Origin of the sequence: Pseudomonas sp. Z1-14 (assembly GCF_051132005.1) — a bacterium.
Taxonomy (GTDB): domain Bacteria; phylum Pseudomonadota; class Gammaproteobacteria; order Pseudomonadales; family Pseudomonadaceae; genus Aquipseudomonas.
Genome location: NZ_CP071646.1, coordinates 2,505,256 through 2,531,839, shown reverse-complemented (window position 1 = coordinate 2,531,839; position 26,584 = coordinate 2,505,256). Strand labels below are relative to the sequence as shown.

The 26,584-nt window shown below is 61.1% G+C and carries 19 protein-coding genes; 13 read left to right on the top strand and 6 right to left on the bottom strand.

Annotation, left to right across the window (positions count from 1 at the left end):
* Positions 1-21: 21 nt before the first annotated feature.
* Entirely contained in the window at positions 22-834 is an 813-nt protein-coding gene (locus J3P89_RS11580) for an oxidoreductase (RefSeq protein ID WP_434697588.1), read from the bottom strand.
* A 330-nt stretch (positions 835-1,164) separates the two neighbouring features.
* Between J3P89_RS11580 and J3P89_RS11575 the strand changes: the two genes are divergently transcribed.
* The 7 genes from J3P89_RS11575 to J3P89_RS11545 all read left to right on the top strand — a co-directional run bounded on the left by J3P89_RS11575 (position 1,165) and on the right by J3P89_RS11545 (position 12,787).
* Positions 1,165-1,929, top strand: a complete 765-nt coding sequence (locus J3P89_RS11575) for a substrate-binding periplasmic protein (RefSeq protein ID WP_434697587.1) — start codon at positions 1,165-1,167, stop codon at positions 1,927-1,929.
* Positions 1,930-2,091: 162 nt separating this feature from the next.
* Positions 2,092-3,345 carry a multidrug efflux RND transporter periplasmic adaptor subunit MexE gene (gene mexE, locus J3P89_RS11570; RefSeq protein WP_434697586.1) on the top strand — a complete coding sequence of 418 codons (1,254 nt, stop codon included), beginning with the start codon at positions 2,092-2,094 and terminating at the stop codon, positions 3,343-3,345.
* Between the two features lie 15 nt (positions 3,346-3,360).
* Complete coding sequence (locus tag J3P89_RS11565; RefSeq protein ID WP_434600941.1) at positions 3,361-6,540, top strand: efflux RND transporter permease subunit; 3,180 nt, start codon at positions 3,361-3,363, stop codon at positions 6,538-6,540.
* Positions 6,537-7,961 carry an efflux transporter outer membrane subunit gene (locus J3P89_RS11560; protein ID WP_434697585.1) on the top strand — a complete coding sequence of 475 codons (1,425 nt, stop codon included), beginning with the start codon at positions 6,537-6,539 and terminating at the stop codon, positions 7,959-7,961. The genes J3P89_RS11565 and J3P89_RS11560 overlap by 4 nt, the downstream gene beginning before the upstream one ends.
* 447 nt (positions 7,962-8,408) lie before the next feature.
* Positions 8,409-9,464 carry a tetratricopeptide repeat protein gene (locus tag J3P89_RS11555; RefSeq protein ID WP_434697584.1) on the top strand — a complete coding sequence of 352 codons (1,056 nt, stop codon included), beginning with the start codon at positions 8,409-8,411 and terminating at the stop codon, positions 9,462-9,464.
* Between the two features lie 153 nt (positions 9,465-9,617).
* On the top strand, positions 9,618-11,120 hold the full coding sequence (locus tag J3P89_RS11550) for an ATPase domain-containing protein (protein ID WP_434600944.1): 1,503 nt from the start codon (positions 9,618-9,620) through the stop codon (positions 11,118-11,120).
* The gene (locus J3P89_RS11545; RefSeq protein WP_434697583.1) at positions 11,117-12,787 is read left to right on the top strand and encodes a response regulator; all 1,671 of its coding nucleotides are present in this window, start codon (positions 11,117-11,119) and stop codon (positions 12,785-12,787) included. The genes J3P89_RS11550 and J3P89_RS11545 overlap by 4 nt, the downstream gene beginning before the upstream one ends.
* A gap of 880 nt (positions 12,788-13,667) precedes the next feature.
* Here J3P89_RS11545 and J3P89_RS11540 read toward each other — a convergent pair.
* From J3P89_RS11540 to J3P89_RS11520, 5 genes are read right to left on the bottom strand one after another with little or no spacing between them, the layout of a single operon-like run.
* Complete coding sequence (locus tag J3P89_RS11540) at positions 13,668-14,045, bottom strand: response regulator (RefSeq protein ID WP_434573902.1); 378 nt, start codon at positions 14,043-14,045, stop codon at positions 13,668-13,670.
* A complete protein-coding gene (locus J3P89_RS11535; RefSeq protein WP_305500731.1) occupies positions 14,038-15,303 on the bottom strand; it encodes a hybrid sensor histidine kinase/response regulator in 1,266 nt (421 codons plus the stop codon). The genes J3P89_RS11540 and J3P89_RS11535 overlap by 8 nt, the downstream gene beginning before the upstream one ends.
* A gap of 5 nt (positions 15,304-15,308) precedes the next feature.
* Entirely contained in the window at positions 15,309-15,896 is a 588-nt protein-coding gene (locus J3P89_RS11530) for a chemotaxis protein CheB (RefSeq protein ID WP_434697582.1), read from the bottom strand.
* The gene (locus J3P89_RS11525) at positions 15,893-16,708 is read right to left on the bottom strand and encodes a CheR family methyltransferase (RefSeq protein WP_434573896.1); all 816 of its coding nucleotides are present in this window, start codon (positions 16,706-16,708) and stop codon (positions 15,893-15,895) included. Before J3P89_RS11525 ends, J3P89_RS11530 begins: the two co-directional genes overlap by 4 nt.
* On the bottom strand, positions 16,708-20,178 hold the full coding sequence (locus tag J3P89_RS11520; RefSeq protein ID WP_434697581.1) for a response regulator: 3,471 nt from the start codon (positions 20,176-20,178) through the stop codon (positions 16,708-16,710). The genes J3P89_RS11525 and J3P89_RS11520 overlap by 1 nt, the downstream gene beginning before the upstream one ends.
* A 257-nt stretch (positions 20,179-20,435) precedes the next feature.
* On the opposite strand from J3P89_RS11520, the gene J3P89_RS11515 reads away from it, so the two are divergent.
* The 6 genes from J3P89_RS11515 (at position 20,436) to J3P89_RS11490 (ending at position 26,581) form a co-directional block, all read left to right on the top strand.
* On the top strand, positions 20,436-20,807 hold the full coding sequence (locus tag J3P89_RS11515; RefSeq protein ID WP_434573892.1) for a response regulator: 372 nt from the start codon (positions 20,436-20,438) through the stop codon (positions 20,805-20,807).
* Positions 20,808-20,882: 75 nt separating this feature from the next.
* On the top strand, positions 20,883-22,175 hold the full coding sequence (locus tag J3P89_RS11510; protein WP_434697580.1) for a glycosyltransferase: 1,293 nt from the start codon (positions 20,883-20,885) through the stop codon (positions 22,173-22,175).
* An 80-nt stretch (positions 22,176-22,255) separates the two neighbouring features.
* Complete coding sequence (locus J3P89_RS11505; RefSeq protein ID WP_305500721.1) at positions 22,256-23,161, top strand: AraC family transcriptional regulator; 906 nt, start codon at positions 22,256-22,258, stop codon at positions 23,159-23,161.
* Between the two features lie 172 nt (positions 23,162-23,333).
* Positions 23,334-24,644: an ABC transporter substrate-binding protein gene (locus J3P89_RS11500; protein WP_434697579.1), complete on the top strand. Its 1,311-nt coding sequence runs from the start codon at positions 23,334-23,336 to the stop codon at positions 24,642-24,644.
* 163 nt (positions 24,645-24,807) lie between these two features.
* A complete protein-coding gene (locus tag J3P89_RS11495) occupies positions 24,808-25,740 on the top strand; it encodes a carbohydrate ABC transporter permease (protein WP_434630638.1) in 933 nt (310 codons plus the stop codon).
* Positions 25,741-25,750: 10 nt separating this feature from the next.
* Entirely contained in the window at positions 25,751-26,581 is an 831-nt protein-coding gene (locus J3P89_RS11490; RefSeq protein ID WP_014338173.1) for a carbohydrate ABC transporter permease, read from the top strand.
* Positions 26,582-26,584 lie beyond the last annotated feature (3 nt).

The following is a 26,584-nucleotide window of genomic DNA, read 5'->3' as shown; positions in this document are numbered from 1 at the left end:
GGCGCTGGCCCGGCTGGCAATTCACGCGAGCTGCAGGGCCTTGCGGATGCCCGTGTCCAGCACGCCAGCCGGCGCGAAGCGACGCATGAACTGCAACTGCGCGGCTGTCTTGCCGGCGGTGTAACGCAGCTTCGGCCGCTCGGCGCGAGCAGCCTTGAGCACCACGTCGGCCACCACGTCGGGGCCCTCGGCGGTCGCCATTGCCTGGTTGACGACCTTCGTTACCTTAACCCGAATGTCCTCATACACGTCCAGCTTGGCGTCGGCCTGCAGGCTGTTGCTTTCGAATGCCGTGCGCGTATAGCCGGGCTCGATGACGACCACCCGGATGCCATGGGTGCGCAACTCGTGATCCAGCGCTTGGGAATAGCCATCCACCGCATGTTTGCTGGCCACGTAGAGCGCCACATAAGGTACGGATACGACACCAAGAATGGAGCCGATGTTGATGATTCGACCGCTGCCCTGACGTCGCATGTGGGGCACAACGGCGCGGGTCATGCGCACGACACCGAGGAAATTGGTATCGAAGACGGCCTTGGCCTGCTCGATCGAGCTTTCTTCCGCCGCGGCCGGAGCAAGCCCGAAGCCGGCATTGTTGACCAGCAAATCGATCCGCCCTTCCCGGCGCAGCAGCTCGGCGACAGCGGCTTCGACGCTGGCGTCGTCGGTTACGTCCAGCGCCAGCATCGCAAATGCCTGATGAACCGCCGGTGTGCCGCGGCGGCTAGTGCCATAGACGTTGTAGCCTGCGGCCACGAGCTTGTTCGCGATGGCCTCACCGATGCCGGACGAAGCGCCAGTCACCAACGCTACGGGTTTAGTGGTGGTCATGAAGTTTTCCTCGGCTGCCTGGTTGGCCCGGCATCGGTGCGTGTCGGGCGAACCTATGATGATGACCATAATCATAGACGTCAAGATTTTTGATTTTGATCGACATCAAAACAGACTGACCTGTTTGCGTCCCCCATGAACCCACCGTTACCGGCAGGATGATCTATACCTACAGGAACACGCGCCCAGGCCAGACGACAATAAGAGACGCCCGGGCAAGACGATTGACCTGTCAGGGAAATGCGGCCTCCGTGCATTGGCCTGCGACATGTTCCCGGCGCCGGACAGGTAGGATGGCGCCCCCCCCTTTTTAAGCCTGAAGTATCGATCATGAGCCGGACCCCACGCGAATTGAATGGCCGTCCCAAAGTGTTTGCCCGGCTCTGCCTGTTACTGCTGGCATTGGTTATCCATCCAGCGCACGGTGAGCCACAAGTCATCGAGCTGCACATCCCGGACGCACCGCCGCTGACGTTCATCAACGACCCCAGGGGGTACGGCATCGTCGGTGACGTCGCGGTGCAGGCGATTATCCGGGCCGGGTATACGCCAAAAATCCACCTGCTGCCTTGGGCAAGGGCACAAAAACATGTCAGCGAAGAACACGACTATTTGATAGCTCCCTTGTCGCGCATTCCTGTGCGCGAGGATCGCTTCACCTGGATCGCTTCGATCATGCCCATGGAGCGCGCCTTCTTCAGCCTCGACCGGCAGGTCACCAGTTTCGCCCAGGCGAAAGCAACCTACCGCAAGATCGGCGTCGGCCTGGGCAGTGCACAAGAGGACATCCTGCGCGCCGAAGGCTTCAGCGACGAACAGATCTATCCGCTGGCCATCGGTGACAACCCTGCCCAGATGCTGTTGATGGGACGTATCGATGCCTGGTTCAACGGTGTTCCGGAGAGTCGCTACATCTGGCCGAAGGTGTCCAGGCGCAAACTGCTGATGAGCCCGGTTGGCAGCAGCGCCGATCTCTATCTGGCGTGTTCCAGGCGCTGCTCCGAAAAAATCGTCGAAGACTTGCGTGGGGCCGTCGAGGCGCTGCGCAAGGACGGCACGATCAAGCGGATACGTGAGGTATATCTGCCTGACTAAGTAGCCGGCTGGCACCGATCCACTGCACAGTTGCCGTATGCCATGGCTCATCAATGGCTTATATCATTCCGAATGATAGTTACCTTTGCTTCATTCGATTCGTTCCTTTCAGCCTTGCCACGCATCATCCGCCCATCTCAATACACTTGGCGGATGCTATCCATGGAACATTCACTTTCTAAATTGCGCTTTCCCCTGGCACTGTTGGCAGTGCTGGTGATCAGCGCGTGCGGCAAGACCCCCGACACGGCAGCTTCGATGCCGGCGGCCAAAGTCAGTGTGGCCAAGGTACTGGAGCAACCCGTCAACGAATGGGACGAGTTCACCGGGCGCCTCGAAGCGCCGGAAACCGTAGAGATCCGCCCGCGCGTTTCCGGGCAGATCGATGAAGTGGCCTTCACCGAAGGCGCGCTGGTCAAGAAAGGCGACCTGCTGTTCCAGATTGACCCGCGCCCGTTCCAGGCTGAAGTGCGTCGTCTCGAAGCCCAACTGGCCCAGGCTCGCGCCACCGCGACCCGCAGCGAGAACGAGGCCCAGCGTGGCGAACGCCTGCGTTTGAGCAATGCGATTTCCGCTGAACTGGCGGATTCGCGCACCACCGCAGCCCAGGAAGCCCGCGCCGCCGTGGCCGGCATCCAGGCGCAACTGGACCTGGCCAAGCTGAACCTCAGCTTCACCCGGGTCACCTCGCCCATCAACGGCCGTGTCAGCCGGGCGGAAATCACCGCCGGCAACCTGGTGACCGCCGACGTCACGCCGCTGACCAGCGTGGTCTCCACCGACAAGGTCTACGCCTACTTCGACGCCGACGAGCGCGTCTTCCTCAAGTACACCCAACTCGCCCGCCAGGGCCAGCGCGGCCAGGCCACGCCGGTCTACATGGGCCTGTCCAACGAGGAAGGCAACCCGCACCTGGGCCAGATGAACTTCGTCGACAACCAGGTCAACCCGCAGACCGGCACCATCCGTGGCCGCGCGGTGTTCGACAACAAGGACGGCGCCTACACCCCTGGCCTGTACGCCCGACTGAAACTGGTGGGCAGCGGCACCTACTCCGCCGTGCTGATCAACGACGAAGCCGTCGGCACCGACCTGGGCAAGAAATTCGTGCTGGTGATGGACGCCGACAACAAGCCGGCGTACCGCGCCGTCGAGCTGGGGCCGAAAATCGAAGGCCTGCGTATCGTGCGCAACGGCCTGAGCAAGGACGACACCATTATCGTCAAGGGACTGCAACGGGCCCGTCCGGGTTCGCCGGTCACGCCTGAAACCGTGCCGATGGCCAGCGAGCAAACCCTCGCCGCCCTGGCACAACAACGTAAAGCGCTCGAAGCCAGCAACCTGCCCCAGGTCGCGCCCAACAAGGCAGCGTCCGGCTCCGCAGGCAAACTGGCCTCTGCGTCCCCACGCGACTAAGGGACTGAACTCAAGATGAAATTTTCCCAGTTCTTCATTTCGCGGCCGATCTTCGCAGCGGTGCTCTCGCTGCTGATCCTGATCGCCGGTGCGATCTCGCTGTTCCAGCTGCCGATCAGCGAATACCCCGAAGTCGTGCCGCCGACCGTGGTCGTGCGCGCCAACTTCCCCGGCGCCAACCCCAAGGTCATCGGTGAAACCGTAGCCGCGCCTCTGGAACAAGCCATCACCGGTGTCGAGAACATGCTCTACATGTCCTCGCAGTCCACTGCCGACGGCAAGATCACTCTGACCATCACCTTCGCCCTGGGTACCGACCTGGACAACGCCCAGGTGCAGGTGCAGAACCGCGTCACCCGCACCGAGCCCAAGTTGCCGGAGGAAGTGACCCGGATCGGCATCACGGTGGACAAGGCGTCGCCCGACCTGACGATGGTCGTGCACTTGACCTCGCCGGACAAACGCTACGACATGCTTTATCTGTCCAACTACGCCTTGCTCAACATCAAGGATGAGCTGGCGCGCCTCGGCGGCGTCGGTGATGTGCAATTGTTCGGCATGGGCGACTATTCGCTGCGAGTCTGGCTGGATCCGAACAAGACTGCGTCGCGCAACTTGACCGCTACCGACGTTGTCACGGCGATCCGCGAGCAGAACCGCCAGGTTGCCGCCGGTGCCCTGGGCGCGCCTCCAGCGCCGAATGCCCAGGCGTTCCAACTCTCGGTCAACACCCAGGGTCGCCTGGTCAGCGAAGAAGAGTTCGAGAACATCATCATCCGCTCCGGCGCCAATGGTGAAATCACTCGCCTGAAAGACATCGCACGGGTGGAGCTGGGCTCCAGCCAATACGCCCTGCGTTCGCTGCTCGACAACCAGCCGGCGGTGGCGATCCCGATCTTCCAGCGCCCGGGTTCCAACGCCATCCAGATTTCCAACGATGTGCGCGAGAAAATGGATGAGCTGAAAAAAGGCTTCCCGGCCGGCATGGACTACAGCATCGTCTATGACCCGACGATCTTCGTGCGCGGCTCCATCGAAGCGGTGGTGCATACCCTGTTCGAAGCGCTGATCCTCGTGGTGCTGGTGGTGATCCTGTTCCTGCAGACCTGGCGCGCCTCGATCATCCCGCTGGTGGCAGTGCCGGTGTCGCTGATCGGTACATTCGCGGTCATGCACCTGTTCGGCTTCTCACTCAATGCGCTGTCGCTGTTCGGGCTGGTACTGGCCATCGGTATCGTCGTGGACGATGCCATCGTGGTGGTGGAGAACGTCGAACGGAACATCGGCCTCGGGCTTACGCCGGTGGAAGCCACCAAGCGCGCCATGGGCGAAGTGACCGGGCCGATCATCGCCACGGCACTCGTACTGTGTGCGGTGTTCGTTCCCGCCGCCTTCATCAGCGGCTTGACCGGGCAGTTCTACAAACAGTTTGCCTTGACCATTGCCATCTCGACGGTGATCTCGGCGTTCAACTCGCTGACCCTGTCGCCAGCCCTGGCCGCGGTATTGCTCAAGAGCCATGACGCGCCCAAGGACCGTTTCTCGCGGCTCCTCGACAAGATCTTCGGCGGCTGGCTGTTCCGTCCGTTCAACCGCTTCTTCGACCGCGCCAGCCACGGTTACGTGGGCACCGTCGGCCGTGTGATCCGCAGCAGCGGCATCGCCCTGATCGTTTACGCAGGCTTGATGGTGCTGACCTTCTTCGGTTTCTCCAACACGCCAACCGGTTTCGTGCCTGGCCAGGACAAGCAATACCTGGTGGCCTTCGCGCAACTGCCGGACGCCGCGAGCCTGGACCGCACCGAAGACGTGATCAAGCGCATGTCCGAAATGGCCCTCAAGCAGCCGGGCGTTGAAAGCGCGGTGGCCTTCCCGGGCCTGTCGATCAACGGCTTCACCAACAGCCCGAACGCCGGCATCGTCTTCGTGACCCTCAAGCCTTTTGATGAGCGCAAGGACGCGAGTATGTCGGCCGGTGCCATCGCTGGTGCGTTGAACGGCCAATATTCGGAGATCCAGGAAGCCTACATGGCGATCTTCCCGCCGCCGCCGGTACAGGGCCTGGGCACGATCGGTGGTTTCCGCCTGCAAATCGAAGACCGGGGCAACCTGGGCTACGACGAGCTGTACAAAGAAACGATGAACATCATCACCAAGAGCCACAACGTGCCGGAACTGGCCGGGCTGTTCACCAGCTACACGGTGAACGTGCCTCAGGTCGATGCCGCCATCGATCGTGAAAAAGCCAAGACCCACGGCGTAGCCGTCAGCGACATCTTCGACACCCTGCAGATCTACCTGGGTTCGCTGTATGCCAACGACTTCAACCGCTTCGGCCGTACCTACCAGGTCAACGTCCAGGCCGAGCAACAGTTCCGCCTCGAGTCGGACCAGATCGGCCAGCTCAAGGTGCGCAACAACCGTGGCGAGATGATCCCGCTGGCGACCTTCATCAAGGTCAGCGACACCTCGGGGCCGGACCGCGTGATGCACTACAACGGCTTCATCACCGCTGAAATCAACGGTGCCGCCGCCCCGGGCTACAGCTCCGGCCAGGCTGAAAAAGCCATCGAGAAACTGCTCAAGGACGAATTGCCCAACGGCATGACGTACGAGTGGACCGACCTGACGTACCAGCAGATTCTTTCGGGCAACACCGCGTTGTTCGTGTTCCCGCTCTGCGTATTGCTGGCGTTCCTGGTGCTCGCGGCCCAATACGAAAGCTGGAGCCTGCCTCTGGCGGTGATCCTGATCGTACCGATGACGCTGCTGTCGGCGATTACCGGGGTGATTCTCTCCGGTGGCGACAACAACATCTTCACCCAGATCGGCTTGATCGTACTGGTCGGACTGGCCTGCAAGAACGCGATTCTGATCGTCGAGTTCGCCAAGGATAAACAGCTCGAAGGCATGACCCCGCTGGCTGCGGTACTGGAAGCTTGCCGCCTGCGTCTGCGGCCGATCCTGATGACCTCCTTCGCCTTCATCATGGGCGTGGTGCCCCTGGTGCTCTCCAGCGGCGCCGGTGCGGAAATGCGCCACGCCATGGGTGTCGCGGTGTTCTCGGGCATGCTGGGGGTGACCTTCTTCGGCCTGCTGCTGACCCCGGTGTTCTACGTATTGATCCGTAACTTCGTCGAGCGCAGCGAGGCCCGCAAAGCGGCCCGGGCCTTGAAACTGGAGGCGCAACAATGAGTTTGAAAGCGTTCGTGCCGAGCCTGCTGGTCCTGGCGTTAAGCGCCTGCGCCGTGGGCCCGGACTACCAGGCACCGAAAACGGAGGCGGCCAACATCACCGCCGCCACCGACGGCGCCGCCGGCCAGAAGAACTTCGACCGCGCGCGGTTCGAAGGTATCTGGTGGCAGCAGTTCGACGACCCGACCCTCAACGCGTTGGTGACTCGCTCCCTGGACGGCAACCGCGAGTTGCGCGTGGCCTTCGCCCGCCTGCGGGCCGCCCGGGCGATTCGCGACGACGCCAGCAATGACGCCATGCCGACCATCACCAGCCGCGCAAGTAGCGAGCTGGGCAAAGGCCAGAACCCGATGGGGCAGACCGACGACCGGGTCAACTCCGAGCGTTACGACCTGGGCCTGGACATGGTCTGGGAACTGGACCTGTTCGGCCGCATCCAGCGCAACCTGGAAGCGACCGATGCCGACCAGCAGGCCGCCGAGGCCGATCTCTATCAGTTGCAGGTGAGCATGATCGCCGAACTGGTGGACGCCTACGGCCAGCTGCGCGGCGCCCAACTGCGTGAAAAAATCGCCCTGGCCAACCTGCAGAACCAGCAGGAGTCGCGCAAGATCACCGAAAGCCTGCGTGATGCCGGCGTCGGCGATCAGCTCGACGTGGTGCGTGCCGATGCGCGTCTGGCCGCGGTGGAAGCCAGCGTGCCGCAACTGCAAGCCGAACAGGCGCGCCAGCGCAACCGCATCGCGACATTGCTGGGCGAGCGTCCGGACAAGCTGAGCGTGGACCTGAGCCCTAAACAGCTGCCGGCGATTGCCAAGGCACTGCCGATTGGCGACCCCGGACAACTGCTGCAACGCCGTCCAGATGTCCTGAGTGCCGAACGTCAACTGGCGGCTGCCACGGCGCGCATCGGCGTGGCCAAGGCCGACCTGTTCCCAAGGGTCAGCCTCAGCGGTTTCCTCGGCTTCACCGCCGGACGCGGTTCGCAAATCGGTTCCTCGGCGGCAAATGCCTGGGCGCTGGGTCCAAGCATTACCTGGGCCGCGTTCGACCTGGGCAGTGTGCGAGCGCGCTTGCGCGGTGCCAGCGCCGAGGCTGATGGCGCCCTGGCGAACTATGAACAGCAAGTGCTGCTGGCCCTGGAAGAATCGGAAAACGCCTTCAGCGATTACGGCAAACGCCAACAGCGGCTGATCTCGCTGATCCGCCAGAGCGAATCGAGCCGCGCGGCCGCCGACCTGGCCGAGATTCGCTACCGCGAAGGCACCGAGGACTTCCTCGTGCTGCTCGACGCCCAGCGTGAACGCCTCGCCGCCGAGGACAGCCAGGCCCAGGCCGAAGTGGACCTGTATCGCGGCATCGTCGCGATCTACAAGGCCCTGGGCGGCGGCTGGCAACCGGAAACCGTCGCCAGCAACTGAGCCCTTCCCAACCGAGCTCCTTTGGTTGGCCGCAACCAACCAATCCCTTTGCCCCGCGCCTCATTCGGTCGCGGGGCTTTTTTGTTTATCGACCAGCGCTTTTGGAAAAGCCTGTTGTGGGAGCGAGCCTGCTCGCGATGAGGCCAGCCCAGATACCCCGTGGCGAGGGAGCTCGCTCCCGCTCGGCTGCGCAGCAGTCGCAAAACCGGCTGACGCGGTCTGCCTGAAGACAGCCAGGGCCGGCTTTGCCGGCCAGCGGGAGCAAGCTCCCTCGCCACAGGGTTGTCTGATATATCGGGTTCCTGGCGATGAAATGTCATTGCCTGTCCCACCGTCATCGCGAGCAGGCTCGCTCCCACAGATCCCCCACCGCTATTCAGGTTTGACTCAAGCCCGGACCTGACCGAAGCTTGCGACACTTCACGCTTCTGGTTACGGATTACCTGAATGTCCTCGTCTCGTCGCTACCTCCTTCTCAGCCTTGCCGTCGTCCTGGCAATCGGTCTCGTCGCGATATGGCTACGCAGCACCACGCCGCAAATCCCCGAAGCAATCAAGCGTGGTTACAGTGAGGCCCTGGACAACGCCCGCAACGGGCAGCCCGGCGCGGCGCGGATGCTTTACCAGCAACTGGGACGCCCGGACCTCTCGCCCAAGCGCCGCGTACGCTTGCACGCCGAGCTACCCAACTACCCGAGCCCCCAGGCCCTGAAACTGGCACAAGCGGACTTGCACAGCGAATCGCCGCAGGTGCGCCGCGCGGCCATCGACAGCATCGTCGGGCTGGTACCGAACGCCCAGCGCAGCCTGTTGCTCGGCCCGCTCCTGGAGGACAACGAGCCGGACGTCCGGTTTGCCGCCGTGAATGCCCTGCTGGGTCTTTCGCCAGATGAACTGGGCCTGTATTTCGGCGCGATGCAGATTGCCGCCGATACCTGGAAGCAGGTACTCAGCGACGCTCCGCCCACCACCGAGTCGCTCTATCAGCTCGCCCGGCTGTACCTGCATAACGCTGATCTGAAAAAAGCCCAGCAGGCGCTGGAGCAGGCCCTGCGCCTGCAGCCGGACAACCTGCCGGCGCTGGTCATGCAGGTCGATGTGCTGGACCGACAAGGCCAGGCCGAAGCTGCACGACAACTGCTCGCCCGGCAGTTGCAAACCCAGCCGGCATCGGCTTATCTGCAACATGCGCTGGGCATGTGGCTGCTCCAGCACGGGCAGACCGAATACGCCGTGCTTGGCCTGGCCAAAGCGGTGGAGCTTGAGCCTGAGAACCGGCACTACCGCTATGACCTGGCGACCACTTTGCACGCCGAGCAGGAGGTGGAAGCCGCGCAGAAGCAGCTACAGGAAATCGTCCAGCGTTACCCCGCCGATCGCAAGGCGCGGGTATTGCTGATCAATTATTGGAAGGAGACCGGTCAGTTGCAGCATGTCCAGGTTTTATTGGCCCAACTGGAACAACTGAACCCCGACGACCCGGCGATACAACAAGGCCTGTAGGCCCAGTCGCGCGGGTGGAAAGTTGTGCAGCAGTGCGCGTTTTGTCAAAGGAAGCGGAACCGCCATCACTGCCAAAGGTCAAGTGTTCAGGCAGTTCATTTTCAGGCGATACCCCGCCTGCTGCCCACTTCCCTAGTCATGAGAGGGTTATTTTTGATTACATCTAACGAGTCGATCAGCGCAAAAGCCGCCACCGGGATCGAAGGGCTGGACGATGTCCTTTCCGGTGGTTTGTCCCGGGGTCACGTGTTTCTCCTGGAGGGAGAGCCGGGTACCGGTAAAACCACGGTCGCGTTGCATTTCCTGATGGCCGGCGCCAAGGCCGGCGAACGCTCGTTGTATATCACGCTGTCGGAAACCGAGCGTGAATTGCGTCAGGGCGCGGCCTCCCATGGATGGACGCTGGATGAGAGCATCCACATCTTCGAGCTGACCCCGCCCGAGAGCCTGCTCAACGCCGATCAGCAGCAGAGCCTGCTGTATTCCTCCGACCTGGAACTGGGGGAAGCGACCCGGCAGATCTTCGAAGTGGTGGAGCGCATCAAGCCGACCCGGGTCGTGCTCGACAGCCTTTCGGAGATTCGCCTGCTGGCGCAGAGCTCTCTGCGCTACCGTCGGCAGATCCTCGCGATCAAACACTACTTCGTGCGTTATGACGCCACGGTCCTGCTCCTGGATGACCTGACCACTGAATCCCTGGACAAGACCGTGCACAGCGTGGCCCACGGCGTCATCCGCCTCGAGGAACTGACCCCCAACTACGGTGCCGAACGGCGCCGGCTGCGGGTGGTCAAGTATCGCGGGCAGAAATACCGTGGCGGCTACCACGATTTCACCATCATGAGCGACGGCCTGCACGTCTTCCCTCGCCTGGTGGCCGCCGAGCATCGTGGCCAGTACTTGCGTCAACAGCTGTCCAGCGGCATCGCCGAAATGGACGCCCTGTTAGGCGGTGGCATCGAGACCGGCTCCAGCACGCTGATTCTCGGTCCGGCCGGTACCGGCAAATCGCTGATCTCGTTGATCTTTGCTGCAGCTGCCGTACGCCGCGGAGAAAAAGCCGCGCTGTTCATCTTCGACGAAGAGCTGGGGCTGCTGTTCGAGCGCATGAAAAACATCGGCATCGATCTGCACGAATTGCAAAAAACCGGCAACCTGCTGATCGAGCAGGTCGACGCCGCGGAGCTGTCTCCGGGCGAGTTTTCCCATCGTGTGCGGCGTTGCGTCAGTGACGGCAACATCAAAACCGTGGTGATCGACAGCATCAACGGCTACCAGGCCGCCATGCCGGAAGAAAACGCCCTGGTCTTGCATATGCATGAGCTGTTGCTCTACCTCAACCGCAAAGGCGCGGCGACCTTCATGACCGTCGCGCAACACGGGCTGGTGGGCGACATGCAGGCGCCAGTGGACATTACCTACCTCGCCGACACCGTCATCCTGCTGCGTTACTTCGAAGCGCTGGGCAAGGTTCGCCGGGCGGTTTCCGTTATCAAGAAGCGCACCGGCGCCCATGAGTCGACTATCCGTGAATATCGCATCAGCAAGCTGGGCATGACCATCGGCCAACCGCTGGAAGCATTCCAAGGCGTGTTGCGTGGCGTACCGACCTACATGGGTGCGGACAACCCGTTGCTTGAGGATGGCACTCCGTGACGTCGGCCGAGCCACTGTCCGAGCGGGCGCTGATTCTCGCGCCGCTCGGACGGGACAGCCAGATTGCCCTGATGATTCTCAAGGAAGCCGGTTTCAACGGCCTCGTTTGCAGTCATCTGGGCCATTTATGCGAAGAATTGGGGCAAGGCGCAGGCCTTTTGGTGATTTCATCGGAAGCCCTGGTCGGGCCGGATCTGGAAACCCTGTTCCAGCACATCGAACAGCAGCCGGCCTGGTCCGACTTGCCAATTGTCCTGCTGACTCATCACGGTGGCCCGGAGCAGAACCCGGTGGCACGCATCGGCGTGCAGCTGGGCAACGTGACGTTCCTGGAGCGTCCGTTCCATCCGGTGACGCTCGTCAGCCTGGTGACCACCGCGCTGCGCGGACGCCGCAGGCAATACGAAGCGCGGGACCGGCTGATCGACCTGAGCAACAGCGAGCTGCGCCTGCAAACGACCCTCGAAACCCTGGAACAACAGGTCGAGGAGCGCACCGCCCAGCTGCGACATAACGAAGAAGCCCTGCGCCAGTCGCAGAAAATGGAAGCAGTCGGCCAATTGACCGGCGGCATCGCCCATGACTTCAACAACATGCTCACCGGCATCATCGGCAGCCTCGAATTGCTGCGCCGACGCCTGGCGCGCGGCCGCACCGAAGACCTGGACAGCCTGATCGACCTGGGCGTGACCTCGGCCAATCGCGCGGCAGGCCTGACGCATCGGCTCCTGGCCTTCTCCCGGCGGCAATCGCTGGACTCCAAGGCTGTGCAAATGAACACGCTCGTATTGTCCATGGGCGAGTTGCTGCAGCGCAGCCTCAACGAGAGTATCCGCCTGGAGATGCAACTGGACGAGCAGCTCTGGATCGCCGAAGCCGACCCCAATCAACTGGAAAGCGCCCTGCTCAACCTGGTACTCAACGCTCGCGATGCGATGCCCGGTGGCGGCAAACTGCTGGTGCAGACATTCAATCGTTACCTGGACACCGGCTTCACCGACGCCTACACCAACCTGGAGCCCGGGGACTACGTGGTGTTAAGCGTGCAGGATAGCGGATGCGGCATGCCGGAAGCGGTGATGCACCGTGCGTTCGATCCGTTCTTCACGACCAAGCCGATCGGCCAGGGTACCGGCCTGGGCCTTTCGATGATCTATGGCTTCAGCAAGCAGTCCCGTGGCCACGTGACCATCGACAGCGAGGTCGACAAAGGCACCACCGTGAACCTTTATCTGCCGCGCTTTGTGGGCGAGGAGATACACGAACCAGCCGCCGTCACCCAGCAGGCGCCTTATGCGCAGGATGGCGAAACCGTGCTCATCGTCGAAGATGACGCGGCGGTGCGGGTGTTGGTCAGCGCAGTGCTGAGCGAGTTGGGCTACGCCTTCGTCGAGGCCGGCGACGCAAACGCGGCGATGCCGATCCTGCAATCGAACCAGCGCATCGACCTGTTGATCAGCGATGTGGGCCTGCCCGGCATGAATGGGCGGCAACTGGCCGAAATCGGCCGGCAGATCCGCCCCGATCTGAAAGTGCTGTTCATCACCGGTTACGCCGAACACGCGGCGGTGCGCGGTGGTTTCCTCGACCCAGGCATGCAGATGATCACCAAGCCGTTCACGTTTGATCTGTTGACGGCGAAGGTGCGGGAGATGATCAAGGTTTGACACTTCCGTTCAGCCAGCGTTATTAACGGGGCGCCGAATCAACGCCTCCAGCCAGGCTGGCGATTCTTACGGCTGTAAGTCGATCAAATTGTGGGAGCGAGCCCGCTCGCGAAGACTGAGTGTCAGTCAATGCAGATGTTGGCTGGACTGGCCCCTTCGCGAGCAAGCTCGCTCCCACAGGGATTGCTGTGTGCGGTGAGGCCTGTGTCTGCCCAAAATCCAATGTGGGAGCGAGCCTGCTCGCGAAGACTGAGTGTCAGTCAATACAGATGTTGGATGGACTGGCCCTTCGCGAGCAGGCTCGCTCCCACAGGGATCCTGTGTGCCGTGGGGCCTGTGTCTCCCCAAAATCCAACGTGGGAGCGAGCCTGCTCGCGGAGACTGAGTGTCAGTCAATACAGATGTGGGATGGACTGGCCCCTTCGCGAGCAGGCTCGCTCCCACAGGGATTGCTGTGTGCCGTGAGGCCTGTGTCTATCGAAGGTCCAATGTGGGAGCGAGCTTGCTCGCGATAGCGGTGGGTCAGCTACGCAAATGCTTGCATGTACCCGCTGTTGCTGTTGCTCTTGCTGTGCTTTTGATGTTGATCTCAGCGCCCCGTTAACCACGCTGGCCGAACGCAGGCATTGTGCAGTGGGCATCCCGGCATGGATGCCGGGATAGCCGCGCTGGGCCAAGGATGGCCCTTCGCGGCGGGCCCACGGAGCAATGCCGGAGTGAGGGCATGCCGAGCCTTGGCGAGGCACCGAGTGGTGGGGCAAAGCCTTTTTGGTTACTTTTTTGGCGTCTGAAAAAAGTGACCCGCCGTAAGGGCGGAACCCTAAGTAGCCGTTACCGCAGAAACGGATATACACCCATTGAAGCCCAAACAACCGGCTGACTACGACAACATCCCCTGCATGATCTTCTGCAACACATCCAGATCAAACGGCTTGTCCAGAATCGGCGCCTTACGCGTGATGGGGCTATCGGTCTCGCGCACTTCCTGAGCATACCCACTGATAAAGATGACCTTCAGGTCCGGACGCAACCTCACCGCAGGCTCGGCGATCTGCACCCCGGAAATCCCCCCCGGCAGACGGAAGTCGGTAATCATCATGTCCAGGTGAGGTTTGCTCGCTAGAATCTCGAACGCCTGCTCGCCGTTTTCAGCCTGGAGCACCCGGTACCCTTCGCCAGACAGGTAGGCCGACAGCACCATCAGGATCGACGGATCATCCTCGACAATCAGTACAACGTCTTGCGCATCTTCACTCATGAGAAGCCTTTGTTGGATCAATCGCTGCTGATACGACCTTGGGGCCACTCAGAGGTTGCGTCCGTTCGCCAGTTTTCTGAAAAGGCAGACAAACGCGAAACAACGCCCCTTCGTTGAGGCGGCTATTGACCGTGATGATACCGCCATGGGCGGTGACAATCTGCTCGGAGATGAACAAGCCCAGCCCCAGGCCAGCGGTGGCGGCCTTGGACGATACCCGCTCGAACTGCTGGAAGATGCGCTTCTGGTTCTCTTCGCTGATGCCGATACCGTGATCCTGCACTTCGATGCAGGCGTGGTCGGGCGTCTGATAGACGCGCACTTCGATCGGGCTCTTGCTGCCATAACGCAACGCGTTGGTCAGCAGGTTCGAGACCACCTGCTCGATGCGAAACTCATCCCAGTGCCCTTCCACCATAGGCTCGGCGGTACAACTCACGGAGCATTCGGCAGCGGCGATCTGCGGCTGGAAGTTGCGCAGCAGGTTCTCCACCAGCGCCGTCAGGTTGAAGCGGGTCGGACGGATAGACAACTTCCCGGTGCGAATCCGTGACACGTCCAGCATGTCCTCGATCAAGCGGATCAGGCTCTTGATCTGGCGCTCATCGCGTTCAACCATCGCCTTGATCTTGTCCAGGGTGAACGCCGAGGCGTTGTCGCGCGCCAAGTGCATCTTGCGCAACTGCGTTTCCAGGATCAGGCCGTTAAGCGGCGTACGAACCTCATGGGCGACGATCGACATGAAATCGTCCCGCATGCGCACCGCCTGCTCGAGCTCGCCACGGGTGGCTTGCAACTGCTGGAGCAACTGCTCCTGCTCCCGGCGACTCTGCTCGAGAGCTAGCACCTGTTCCTTCATCGCCTTGCGCTGGCGATAGAGCTCGACGAACACGCTGACCTTGCTTTTGACCGCGTGGGTGTCCAGCGGCTTGTGCAGGAAATCCACCGCACCGCTTTCATAGCCGGTGAATGCATAGTTGCGCTCGCGGCCGGCGGCGCTGACAAAAATGATCGGGATGCTGCGGGTCTTTTCCGTGCCGCGCATCAGCTCGGCCAGTTCGAATCCGTTCATGCCCGGCATCTGCACATCAATGATCGCCAGGGCAAAGTCGTGTTGCAAAAGCAGCGAGAGCGCTTCATCCGCCGACAAGGCCTTGAAGACCTCACGGTCTTCGCGCTTGATCAGCGCTTCCAGGGCCAACAGATTCTCAGGCAGATCGTCGACGATCAGCAGTTTGGCTTGAATATCTCTTGGCATGTGGTTCATTCCAGCCCGGCCAGCAACTGGCCGATGCCCTGTAAAGTTAGGATATGGTCGGGCTCATGCAACGTAAGCGCCGCTTCGGGCATGGTGGAAACCTGTGCCTCCTTCGGGTCCTGGACGACGGTGATGCCGCCCAGCTCTTTCACCCTGGCCAGCCCCCTGGCGCCGTCACTGTTGGCACCGGTCAGGACCACTGCCAGCAGACGAGGACCATAGACATCGGCGGCCGACTCGAACAACACGTCGATCGATGGCCGCGAATGGTGCACCGGCGCTTCAAGGCTCAGTGACAGGCTGCGATCAGCCTCGATCGACAGGTGATAACCGGGCGTTGCGACATACAACGTGCCCGGGCGTATGTCCTGCTTGTCCTGGACTTCTTCGACGGGTATCGCCAGGCGATGACGAAACACTTGGGCCAACTGGCTGTTACGTTCGTCGGGCAAATGCAGCACCACGAGGACAGGCAGGCTGAAGCCCTTGCGCAGAGGCGTGAAGATGTTGAGCAGCGCCTCGACGCCTCCGGCGGAAGCGCCGACTACGATGGCCTCGATCAGGGGCCTGGATCTGTCCGTCATTGGGCTCATAACTTGCGATAGATCCGTTCCTGTTTGACCAACGGCTCGAACTGCTTGCCGAAAGCCGAAAAATCCAGTGTTTCCTTACTGCCCAGCACCAGGAAACCTCGATGGCAGAGGGACTCATGAAACAATCCAAATGCGCGATCTTGCAGCTTTTTATTAAAATAAATCAATACGTTACGACAGGAAATCAACTGAGTTTCGGAAAACACACTGTCCGTCGCCAGGCTGTGATCGGCAAAGGTCACGTTTTGACGCAGGGTTTTGTCGAACATGGCGTAATCGTAGGCGGCCGTGTAGTAGTCGGCAAACGAACGCCGGCCTCCGGCGAGCTGGTAATTCTGGGTGTAGGCCCGGACATTCTCCAGGGAAAAAATGCCTTGCTTGGCTTTCTCCAGTGAACGCGGATTGATGTCCGTGGCGTAGATCAACGTGCGGTCCAACAGCCCTTCTTCGTGCAGCAGGATCGCCATGGAGTAGACCTCTTCACCGGTGCTGCAGCCGGCGATCCAGATCTTGATCGAAGGATACGTCTTGAGCAGCGGCACCACTTCCTCGCGAATGGCCAGGAAGTGCGCAGGGTCGCGAAACATCTCGCTGACCGGAATAGTCAGCAGTTGGAGCAATTGCATGAACGCGCTCGGGTCGTGCAGTACGCGCTCTTGCAAGGCCGAGATGGTCTTGCATTCGAACTGATTCAACGCATGCAGGACCCGGCGCTTGATGGAGGCGCCGGAATAGTCACGAAAGTCGTAGCTGTACTTCAGATAGATCGCTTCGATCAACAAACGAAGTTCGATGTCAGTGTTTCGTTCCACTAGATTCTTTCCATATTCGGCAACCACACGCGAATCAGTGAGAACAGGCGATCCAGGTCGATCGGCTTGGCCAGGTAATCGTTGGAGCCCGCCGCCAGGCAACGCTCCTGGTCATCCTTCATGGCCTTGGCGGTCACGGCGATGATCGGCAACTTGCGCCAGCGCGGGTCCTTGCGGATCAGCGCGGTGGCTTCAAAGCCGTCCATCTCGGGCATCATCACGTCCATCAGCACCAGATCGATATCCTCGACTTCGTTCAGGCGTTCGATCGCTTCGTAACCGTTACGGCCGATGACCACGACGGCGCCTTTCGCCTCCAGGGCGCTGGTCAGGGCGAAAATATTGCGCACATCGTCGTCCACCAGCAGCACCTTGCGGCCTTCGAAAACCTTGTCGCGGCTGCGGGCGGTCTGCAGCATCCGCTGTCGTTCATGGGACAACCGCGATTCGACTTTGTGCAGAAAGAGTGTGACTTCGTCCAGCAGGCGTTCCGGCGAACGCGCGCCCTTGATGATGATCGAGCGCGAGTATTTGCGCAGTTCGGCCTCTTCATCACGGGTCAGGTTGCGCCCGGTGTAGACGATCACTGGCGGAAACGAGCAGATCTCCTCGCTGGACATGCGCTTGAGCAAGTCATTGCCGAGCATATCCGGCAGCTTGAGGTCGATGATCATGCAGTCGTAGACATGCGTGCGCAGCAGGTCCAGGGCCTGCTGGGCCAGGCCGACCGCGGTGATTTCGATGTCATCGTCGCCGATCAGCCGGGTAATGCTGTCGCGCTGCAAGTCATCGTCTTCCACCAGCAGCACGCGCTTGACCTTCTGGGTCAGCTTGGCTTCCAGGCGCGCGAAAACGTCCTTGAGCTCTTCTCGGGTCGTCGGTTTGACGGCATAACCGATCGCGCCCATGTGCATCGCCGCTTCGACGCGGTCCTCGACGGAAATGACGTGCACCGGGATGTGCCGGGTCTGGGCCTGCTCCTTGAGCCGCTGCAACACGGTCAGCCCGGAATGGTCCGGCAAACGCATGTCCAGCAGGATCGCGTCCGGGCTCAGTTGCAAGGCCAGGTCAAAGCCTTCGTCAGCGCCATGGGCGACCAGGCACTGATAGCCCAGTTCATGGGCCAGATCGAACAGGATACGGGCGAACTTCGGTTCGTCTTCGATAACCAGAATGCAACGGGTAGCGAAAGGCGCCTTGTCCCGGTCATCGGCAAATTGCGGGACAGGGGTTTCCACCTCGGCGACCAGTGTCGGAGGCGGCACATGGGCCGGGGCAGTGGTCGTCGGGGTGAACGCCATCGGTTCGACAGGCGCCTCCCCTGGCTCGACATAACGCCCAGGCATCACCAGCGTGAACACACTGCCCTGCCCCGGCTCGCTGGAGACCGAGATCGAGCCGCCGAGCAACGTCGCCAGATCGCGGGAAATCGACAGCCCCAGGCCGGTGCCGCCGTAACGCCGATTGGTGGTGCCGTCGGCCTGGCGGAACGCCTCGAAAATACTCTGCTGCTGGTCGGCGGCGATGCCGATCCCCGAGTCGCGCACCATGAACGCGATACCCGAGCCGGGCTGGCCGGTGATGGTCAGGCAGACGGAGCCCTGCTCGGTGAACTTCACCGCGTTGGACAAAAGGTTCTTGAGCACCTGCTCAAGGCGCTGGCGATCGGTATACAGCATTGACGGCGCGTCAGGCTGCAACTGCACCTCGAAACTAAGGCCCTTGTCGGCCGCCAGCGGCTTGAACATGTCCCGCAGCCCTTCGACCAGGCGAGGCACGCTGGTGTTTTCCGGGCGCACCTCGAGTTTTCCGGCCTCGACCTTGGAAATGTCCAGGATGTCGTTGATCAGGTTCAGCAAGTCATTGCCGGCGGAGTAGATCGACTCGGCAAACTTGACCTGTTCGTCGCTGAGGTTCCTCTGCGGGTTCTCCGCCAGCAGCTTGGACAGGATCAACGAACTGTTGAGCGGCGTGCGCAGCTCATGGGACATATTGGCGAGAAATTCGGACTTGTACTTGCTCGAACGCTGCAGCTCTTCGGCGCGCTCCTGCAATTGGATCTGGGCCAGGTTCAACTCGCTGTTCTTCTGGTCCATGGCGTCGCGCTGCTCGGCCAATTGCTCGTTGGTCTGCTCCAGCTCCTGCTGCTGGGCTTCCAGGTGGGCCTGGGATTCCTTGAGAATGCGCGACTGTTCCTCGAGTTCTTCGTTGGCCGTCTTGAGTTCTTCCTGCTGCACCTGCAACTCTTCGTTGAGCTGCTGGGTTTCGGCCAGTACTTCCTGCAGACGTTGACGGTAACGGGCCGCCTCGATGGAGGTGCCGATATTGCCGGCAACCAGTTCCAGCAACTCGATGTCCCGCCCGGCCAGGGGGCGCAGGAAGCCCAGCTCGATGACACCATTGATGCGGTCGTCGTCACGGGTCGGCACCACCATCACGCAGTTGGGCAACCCTTGGCCCAGCCCTGAGCTGACCTTGAGGTAATCGCGTGGCACGTCATCCAGAAGGATGAGCCGCCCTTGGCGCACGGCCTGCCCGACGATGCCTTCGCCGTCCATGACCATCTGGTGCTGTTCGTCGTCTTCCCGGGACATGCCATAGGTGGCGATGCGCTTGAGCACGCCGTTTTCTTCCCGCGCATACAGTGCGGCAACAACGCTGCCCAGGTACTGGGCGCAGAACTGCAGGATGTTGCGCCCCAACAGATTCAGCGTCAGTTGGCCGAGCACCTGCTCGGCCAGTTGAGTCTGGCCGTTGCGCAACCACGCCTGCTTTTCCAGATGCAGGGCGCTTTCTTGCTGGACTTTCAGGCTCGCGCTGTAGTTGCTCGACAGGGCCAACAGATCGCGCCGCCCTACGTAGGCCAGCAACCCGCTGATGGCCGCGACGAAGAGCAAATACAGGGCAATGCTCCAGAGCGTGGTGGTACGCACCTGCTCGTTGCGCTCGGCGCGCAACTGCTGCTCGGTTTCGACGATGTCTTCGAAGGTCGTGCGGATCTCGTCCGTCAACCGTTTGCCACGCCCCTTCTTCACCGCGCCGCGATAATCACCGCTGCTGCGCTGCAGGTCGATCATGCTCTGGGCATAGTTGGCCCATTCCGTCTGCAGTGCCTGGACCTTACGCAGGCGATCGGTCTGGACGGGATTGTCGGCTGTCAGTTCCAACAATGTATCCAGGGCCACGGCGATGCGCGGCTTGGCCACCTCGTAAGGGTCGAGGAAATGCTCGTCGCCGCTCAGCAGGTAACCGCGCATGCCGGTTTCCAGATCGACGCTCAGCTTCAGCGCTTCATTGGCATTGTTGATGACGCGATCGGTGTGCCCGACCCACTGGATCACCGACAGCAGATAAGTGATCAACACGATGAAAAACACCGCGCTGAGTGCCCCCATGCCCAGCGGCAGGCTGATATTGCGGCTCAGGAGCTTGCGAAAACTTTGTTCGTCGACCGAAGACGAAGGAGTCATGGAAAAGGCCTTGGTGGACAGTTGAAGACGATGGAGTTTGCCCAAAAATACGGGTTGGATCCACACATCTGACAAGGCAATGCCACAATTTCCTGACGGTACGACCGGGTCATAAGGATGCGACTATCCTTGTCAGCTCTTGTACTATAGATCCTTTCTTGTACAACCTCGGGAACTTGTACCGCTTCGCTACTTACTCATGCATACGGCTACTTTTTGCCGCGCCCCTACCGATTCCATCTTCCGAGAAGTCTATTATGTCCGTCCCCGCTTCTGACACCCCCTCCACCATCCTGGTAGTCGAAGACGACAACATCGTGCGCATGTTGATTGTCGATGTCCTGGAAGAACTGGAATACAAGGTTTTGGAAGCTGACGGCTGCGAGCAGGCACTTGAGTTTCTGAACGATGACGCTCAGCCCATCGCCCTGATGATGACGGACGTCGGCCTGCCGGTCATGGACGGCCGCGAACTGGCGAAACGGGCCCAACTGGCCAGGCCAGGGCTGCCGATCCTGTTCGCCAGCGGTTATGCCGAAAGCATCGATGTGCCCGAAGGCATGAACGTGATCGGCAAACCCTTCTCCATCGACCAACTGCGCGACAAGGTCAAAAAGATTCTTTCTTGAGCCCAGGCGCATTCTTGGTCACTATCGGCGCCCCGCGCGCCGACCGCGCCTGACCCGCCTCAAGGAATGTCCCTCATGTCTCATCCCACCGCCACCAAAGTCCTGGTGATCGGCTATGTCTGGCCCGAGCCACGCTCATCGGCGGCCGGTGGGCATGTCATGCAGTTATTGGAGGCTTTTCTCGGGCAAGGCTGGGACATCACTTTCAGCAGCCCCGCCAGGCCCGGGGAAAACCGCGCCGACCTGATCGCCCTGGGCATCCGCGAGGTACCGATCGAGCTAAATAGCAGCAGTTTTGACGCATTCATCAGCGAACTCGCGCCCGATGTCGTCCTGTTCGACCAGTACATGATGGAAGAACAGTTTGGCTGGCGAGTCGAGAAGCACTGCCCCGACGCCCTGCGCGTGCTGGAAACTTCCGACCTGCAAAGCCTGCGCCACGCGCGGCATCAGCGCTTGAAGGATCGCTTGAAAGCCGATGAAACCTGTGAGGATTTCAGCGACCTGTTCGCCCCCGCCCTGCGCGAAGAATTCGAGCTGATGGCCGACACCGACCTGGCCAAGCGCGAGATTGCCGCTCTGTATCGATGCGATCTGAACCTGATGGTGTCCGAAGTCGAGATCGAACTGTTGGTGGAGCACTTCAAGGTGCCCCGTGAGCTGTTGCTCTGGTGCCCATTGATGCTCGACCTGCCTGAGCAAGCCTTCGTACCTTTCGAAGAACGGGCGCACTTCCTCAGCATCGGCAATTTCCGCCATGCACCGAACTGGGACGCCGTACTCTGGATGAAAAATGCCGTGTGGCCGCTGATTCGCCAGCGACTGCCCGGTGCACAGCTGCACCTGTATGGCGCCTATACCCCGCCCAAGGCCGCAGCGCTGCATAACCTGGCCCAAGGCTTCCACATCATGAACTGGGCAGAGGATGCCTTGCAGGTCATGTCCGCGGCGCGCATCTGCCTGGCCCCCCTGCGTTTCGGCGCCGGTATCAAGGGCAAACTGATCGAAGCCATGCTCTGCGGCACGCCGAGCGTCACCACGCCCATCGGTGCCGAAGCCATGCACGCCGGCATGCCCTGGCCCGGTGTCATCGCGCAGAGCGCCGAGGATATTGCCAGCGCCGCCGTACAGTTGTATAGCGATCAGGCACGCTGGGCCGATGCCCAGGACGCCGGGCTGGCTTTGCTGGCGGCGCGCTTTCGCCGGCAGGTGCACGGCCCGGCGCTGATCGACAGCATCAATGCCTGTCGTGCCGATCTGGCGCGCCGACGCCGGAACAACTTCACCGGCAGCATGCTGCGCCATCACCAGCACAAGAGCACCCAGTACATGTCGCAGTGGATCGAAGAGAAGAACCGCAACAGCTGACCGGCCTTTGTCCCGGGGCTGGAACCTGCGCGGCGAAGGGGGCATTATCCAGCGGCGATAACAATAAAAGCGCCAGGCCCATGACCCGAACAGCCAGAGTCACCGACCCTTCCTACGAGTTGATGGACGACCACAACGGGCTGTCCATCATCTATCGCCAGCACGGCTTTCCTTGCCCGCTGGTGCGCTGGCATTTCCACAAGGAATACGAGCTGCACCTGATCGTCGCCAGTTCGGGCAAGGTCTTCATCGGCGACTACATCGGCAATTTTTCTCCGCAGTCGCTGTTCCTTACCGGCCCCAACCTGCCCCACAACTGGATCAGCCAGGTGGCCGAGGACGAAGTGGTGCCCAAGCGCGACATGCTGGTGAACTTCACGGATGAGCTGTTTGAAAGCGGCAACCAGGTGTTCGCCGAGCTCAAGACCCTGGCACCGCTGCTGGAGCGTGCCCAGCACGGCATCGAATTTCGCTGCAAGCGCACCATCCGCCAGGCCATGACGTTGATGCAACGCATCGCCGACGCCCAGGGCATGAGCCGTCTGGGCTACTTTTTTATCCTGATGGAGCTGCTGGCGGCCTGCGACGACTTCCAGCTGCTTTCGGGCGCCACGACACCACACGCGGCGGACGAGCACAGCATCGACCGCACCAACCGCGCGGTGGATTACATCTTTGCCCATTACGCCCGGGAGTTGCCCCTGGAAGAAGTCGCCGAGCACCTGGGCATGAAACCCACCTATTTCAGCCGGGTTTTCAAGCAAGCCACGGGGCGTTGCTTCATCGAATTCGTCAATCGCCTGCGCATCAGCAAATCTTGCGAGCTACTGGCCGATGGCGACAAACCAGTGACCGATGTGTGCTTCGAGTCGGGCTTCAACAATATTTCCAACTTCAACCGACGCTTCCAGCAACTCAAGGGCATGACCCCGTCGCACTACCGGCGGCTGGCGGTGCAGCGGTTGACCGAGCAGAACCAGGCCTGATCTCTACCTTGCCTGCTCTTGAGTGCAAAAAAGTATCAGTAAAAGTGCGACGAATGATTTGTCATGCAATCCATTGAGGGCTGTAATCAGCGCACATTCTTCCTCTCATCCGGAAGACACAAAAACAATAACTGTCCTTCTGCGGCCCGTGGGCGCGGAAAAGGAGTGCGCGATGAAACCTTCGGTAAAAGCTCTGCTTGTCTCCACCTGCATGACCCTCAGCAGCGTCAGTTTCGGCGCGCAAACCCTGACCATTGCCACCGTCAACAACAGCGACATGATCCGCATGCAAAAGCTTTCGAAGACTTTCGAGGCCGAGCACCCGGACATCACGCTGAACTGGGTGGTGCTCGAAGAAAACGTCCTGCGCCAGCGCCTGACCACGGACATCGCCACCCAGGGTGGACAGTTCGATGTGTTGACCATTGGCATGTACGAAGCCGCACTGTGGGGAGCCAAGGGCTGGCTGGAGCCGATGAAGGACCTGCCGGCGTCCTACGACCTGGAAGACGTCTTCCCTTCCGTGCGCGATGGCTTGTCGGTCAAGGGCTCGTTGTACGCCCTGCCGTTCTATGCCGAAAGCTCGATCACCTATTACCGCACGGACCTGTTCAAGAACGCCGGGCTGAGCATGCCTGAGCACCCGACCTGGACCCAGGTCGGTGAATTCGCGCAAAAGCTCACCGACAAGTCCAAGGAACAGTATGGCCTGTGCCTGCGGGGCAAGGCCGGTTGGGGCGAGAACATGGCGCTGATCACGACCCTGGCCAACGGTTTTGGCGCGCGCTGGTTCGATGAGAAGTGGCAACCGGAGTTCAATGGGCCTGAGTGGAAGGACGCCCTGAACTTCTACGTCGACAACATGAAGAAATCCGGCCCGCCGGGCGCGTCCAGCAACGGCTTCAACGAGAACCTGGCCCTGTTCAACAGCGGCAAGTGCGCGATGTGGGTCGATGCCAGCGTCGCCGGTTCGTTCGTGACCGACAAGACCCAGAGCAAGGTGGCCGATCACGTCGGGTTCACCTTCGCCCCCCACGAAAAAACCGACAAGGGCACTTCGTGGATGTACTCCTGGTCGCTGGCCATCCCGACCAGTTCCAAAGCCAAGGACGCGGCCAAGGTCTTCACCACTTGGGCAACGTCCAAGGAATACGGCCAACTGGTCGCCAAGACCGATGGCATTGCCAACGTACCGCCAGGCACCCGCGCCTCGACCTACAGCGACGAGTACATGAAGGCCGCGCCGTTTGCCAAGGTGACGCTGGAGTCGTTGAAAGTCGCCGACCCGAAAGCACCGACGGTCAAGCCCGTGCCTTACATCGGCATTCAGTTGGTGACCATTCCTGAATTCCAGGCCATCGGCACCCAGGTCGGCAAGTTCTTCTCCGGCGCGCTGACCGGCCAGCAGAGCGTGGACCAGGCATTGACCGCCGCGCAGTCCACCACCGAGCGCGAGATGAAACGCGCCGGGTATCCAAAGTAAAGACTTGTAAATATCCATTTGTGGCGAGGGAGCTTGCTCCCGCTGGCGGGCAAAGCCCGCCCTGGCGATCAGAAAGATTGCCTATCGGCATGGGCCCGCTGCGCGGTCCAGCGGGAGCAAGCTCCCTCGCCACAGGGAATGTGTCGCATAAGAGTAAGCGCTCATGAATAGCTCAACGACAACAGTCAAAGCTCCCATCGAAATAGCTCCGCCAGCCCGCAAGATCCGCCTGGCCAACCCCGGCTGGTTCCTGGTCAGCCCGTCGGTCGCCTTGTTACTGCTGTGGATGATCGTGCCGCTGGGCATGACCGTCTATTTCTCGATGATCCGCTACAACCTGCTCTACCCCGGCGAAAACGAATTCGTCGGGCTGGAGAACTTCACTTATTTCCTGACCGATTCGGGCTTCATGCCCGGCGCCACCAATACTCTGCTGCTGGTGGGCAGCGTGCTGCTGATAAGCATCGTGCTCGGCGTGTTGATCAGCGCGTTGCTGGAGGCCAGCGAGTTTTTCGGTCGCGGCATCGTGCGGGTGTTGCTGATCTCGCCGTTCTTCATCATGCCCACCGTCGGCGCGCTGATCTGGAAGAACCTGATCTTCCATCCGGTCTCCGGCATCCTCGCCTCGGTGTGGAAACTCTTCGGTGCCCAGCCGGTGGACTGGCTGGCGCATTACCCGTTGCTGTCGATCATCATCATCGTGTCGTGGCAATGGCTGCCCTTCGCGATCCTGATCCTGATGACCGCCATGCAGTCCCTCGACCAGGAACAGAAAGAAGCCGCGCGCCTGGACGGTGCCGGACCGATCGCAATTTTCTGGCACCTGACCCTGCCGCACCTGGCGCGTCCGATTGCCGTGGTGCTGATGATCGAGACGATTTTCCTGCTGTCGGTGTTCGCCGAGATCTTCACCACCACCAACGGTGGCCCTGGCTACGCCTCCACTAACCTCGCCTACCTGATCTACAACCAGGCGCTGGTGCAGTTCGACGTCGGCATGGCGTCAGCCGGTGGCCTGATTGCCGTGGTGATCGCCAACATCGCCGCCATCATCCTGGTCCGGATGATCGGCAAAAACCTCACCGACAAGCATTGAGGCCGTCGCCATGACTCTTCAACAATCCCGTCGCCTGCAAAGCCTGCTGCTGGGCACGTTGGCCTGGGCCATCGCGATCCTGATCTTCTTTCCGATCTTCTGGATGGTGCTGACCAGCTTCAAGACTGAAATCGACGCTTTCGCCACGCCGCCGCAGTTCATCTTCGCGCCGACACTGGAGAACTACCTGCACATCAACGAGCGCAGCAACTACTTCAGCTTCGCCTGGAACTCGGTGGTGATTTCCTTCAGCGCCACCGCCCTGTGCCTGCTGATCGCGGTGCCGGCGGCCTACTCCATGGCGTTCTACGAAACCCAGCGCACCAAAGGCACGCTGCTATGGATGCTCTCCACCAAAATGCTGCCGCCGGTGGGCGTGCTGATGCCGATCTATCTGCTGGCCAAGCAGTTCGGCCTGCTGGACACGCGCCTCGCGCTAATCATCATCTACACGCTGATCAACCTGCCGATCGTGGTCTGGATGATTTACACCTACTTCAAGGACATCCCGCGCGACATCCTCGAAGCCGCGCGCCTGGACGGTGCCACCCTGTGGCAGGAAATGGTCCGCGTGCTGCTGCCGATCGCCAAGGGCGGCCTGGCGTCCACGGTGCTGCTGTCGCTGATCCTGTGCTGGAACGAGGCGTTCTGGTCGCTCAACCTGACCTCGTCCAAAGCCGCGCCGCTGACGGCGCTGATCGCCTCTTATTCCAGCCCCGAGGGCCTGTTCTGGGCCAAGTTGTCCGCCGTCTCGACCCTGGCCTGCGCGCCGATCCTGATTTTCGGCTGGATCAGCCAGAAACAGCTGGTGCGCGGTTTGTCCTTCGGCGCGGTGAAGTAACGC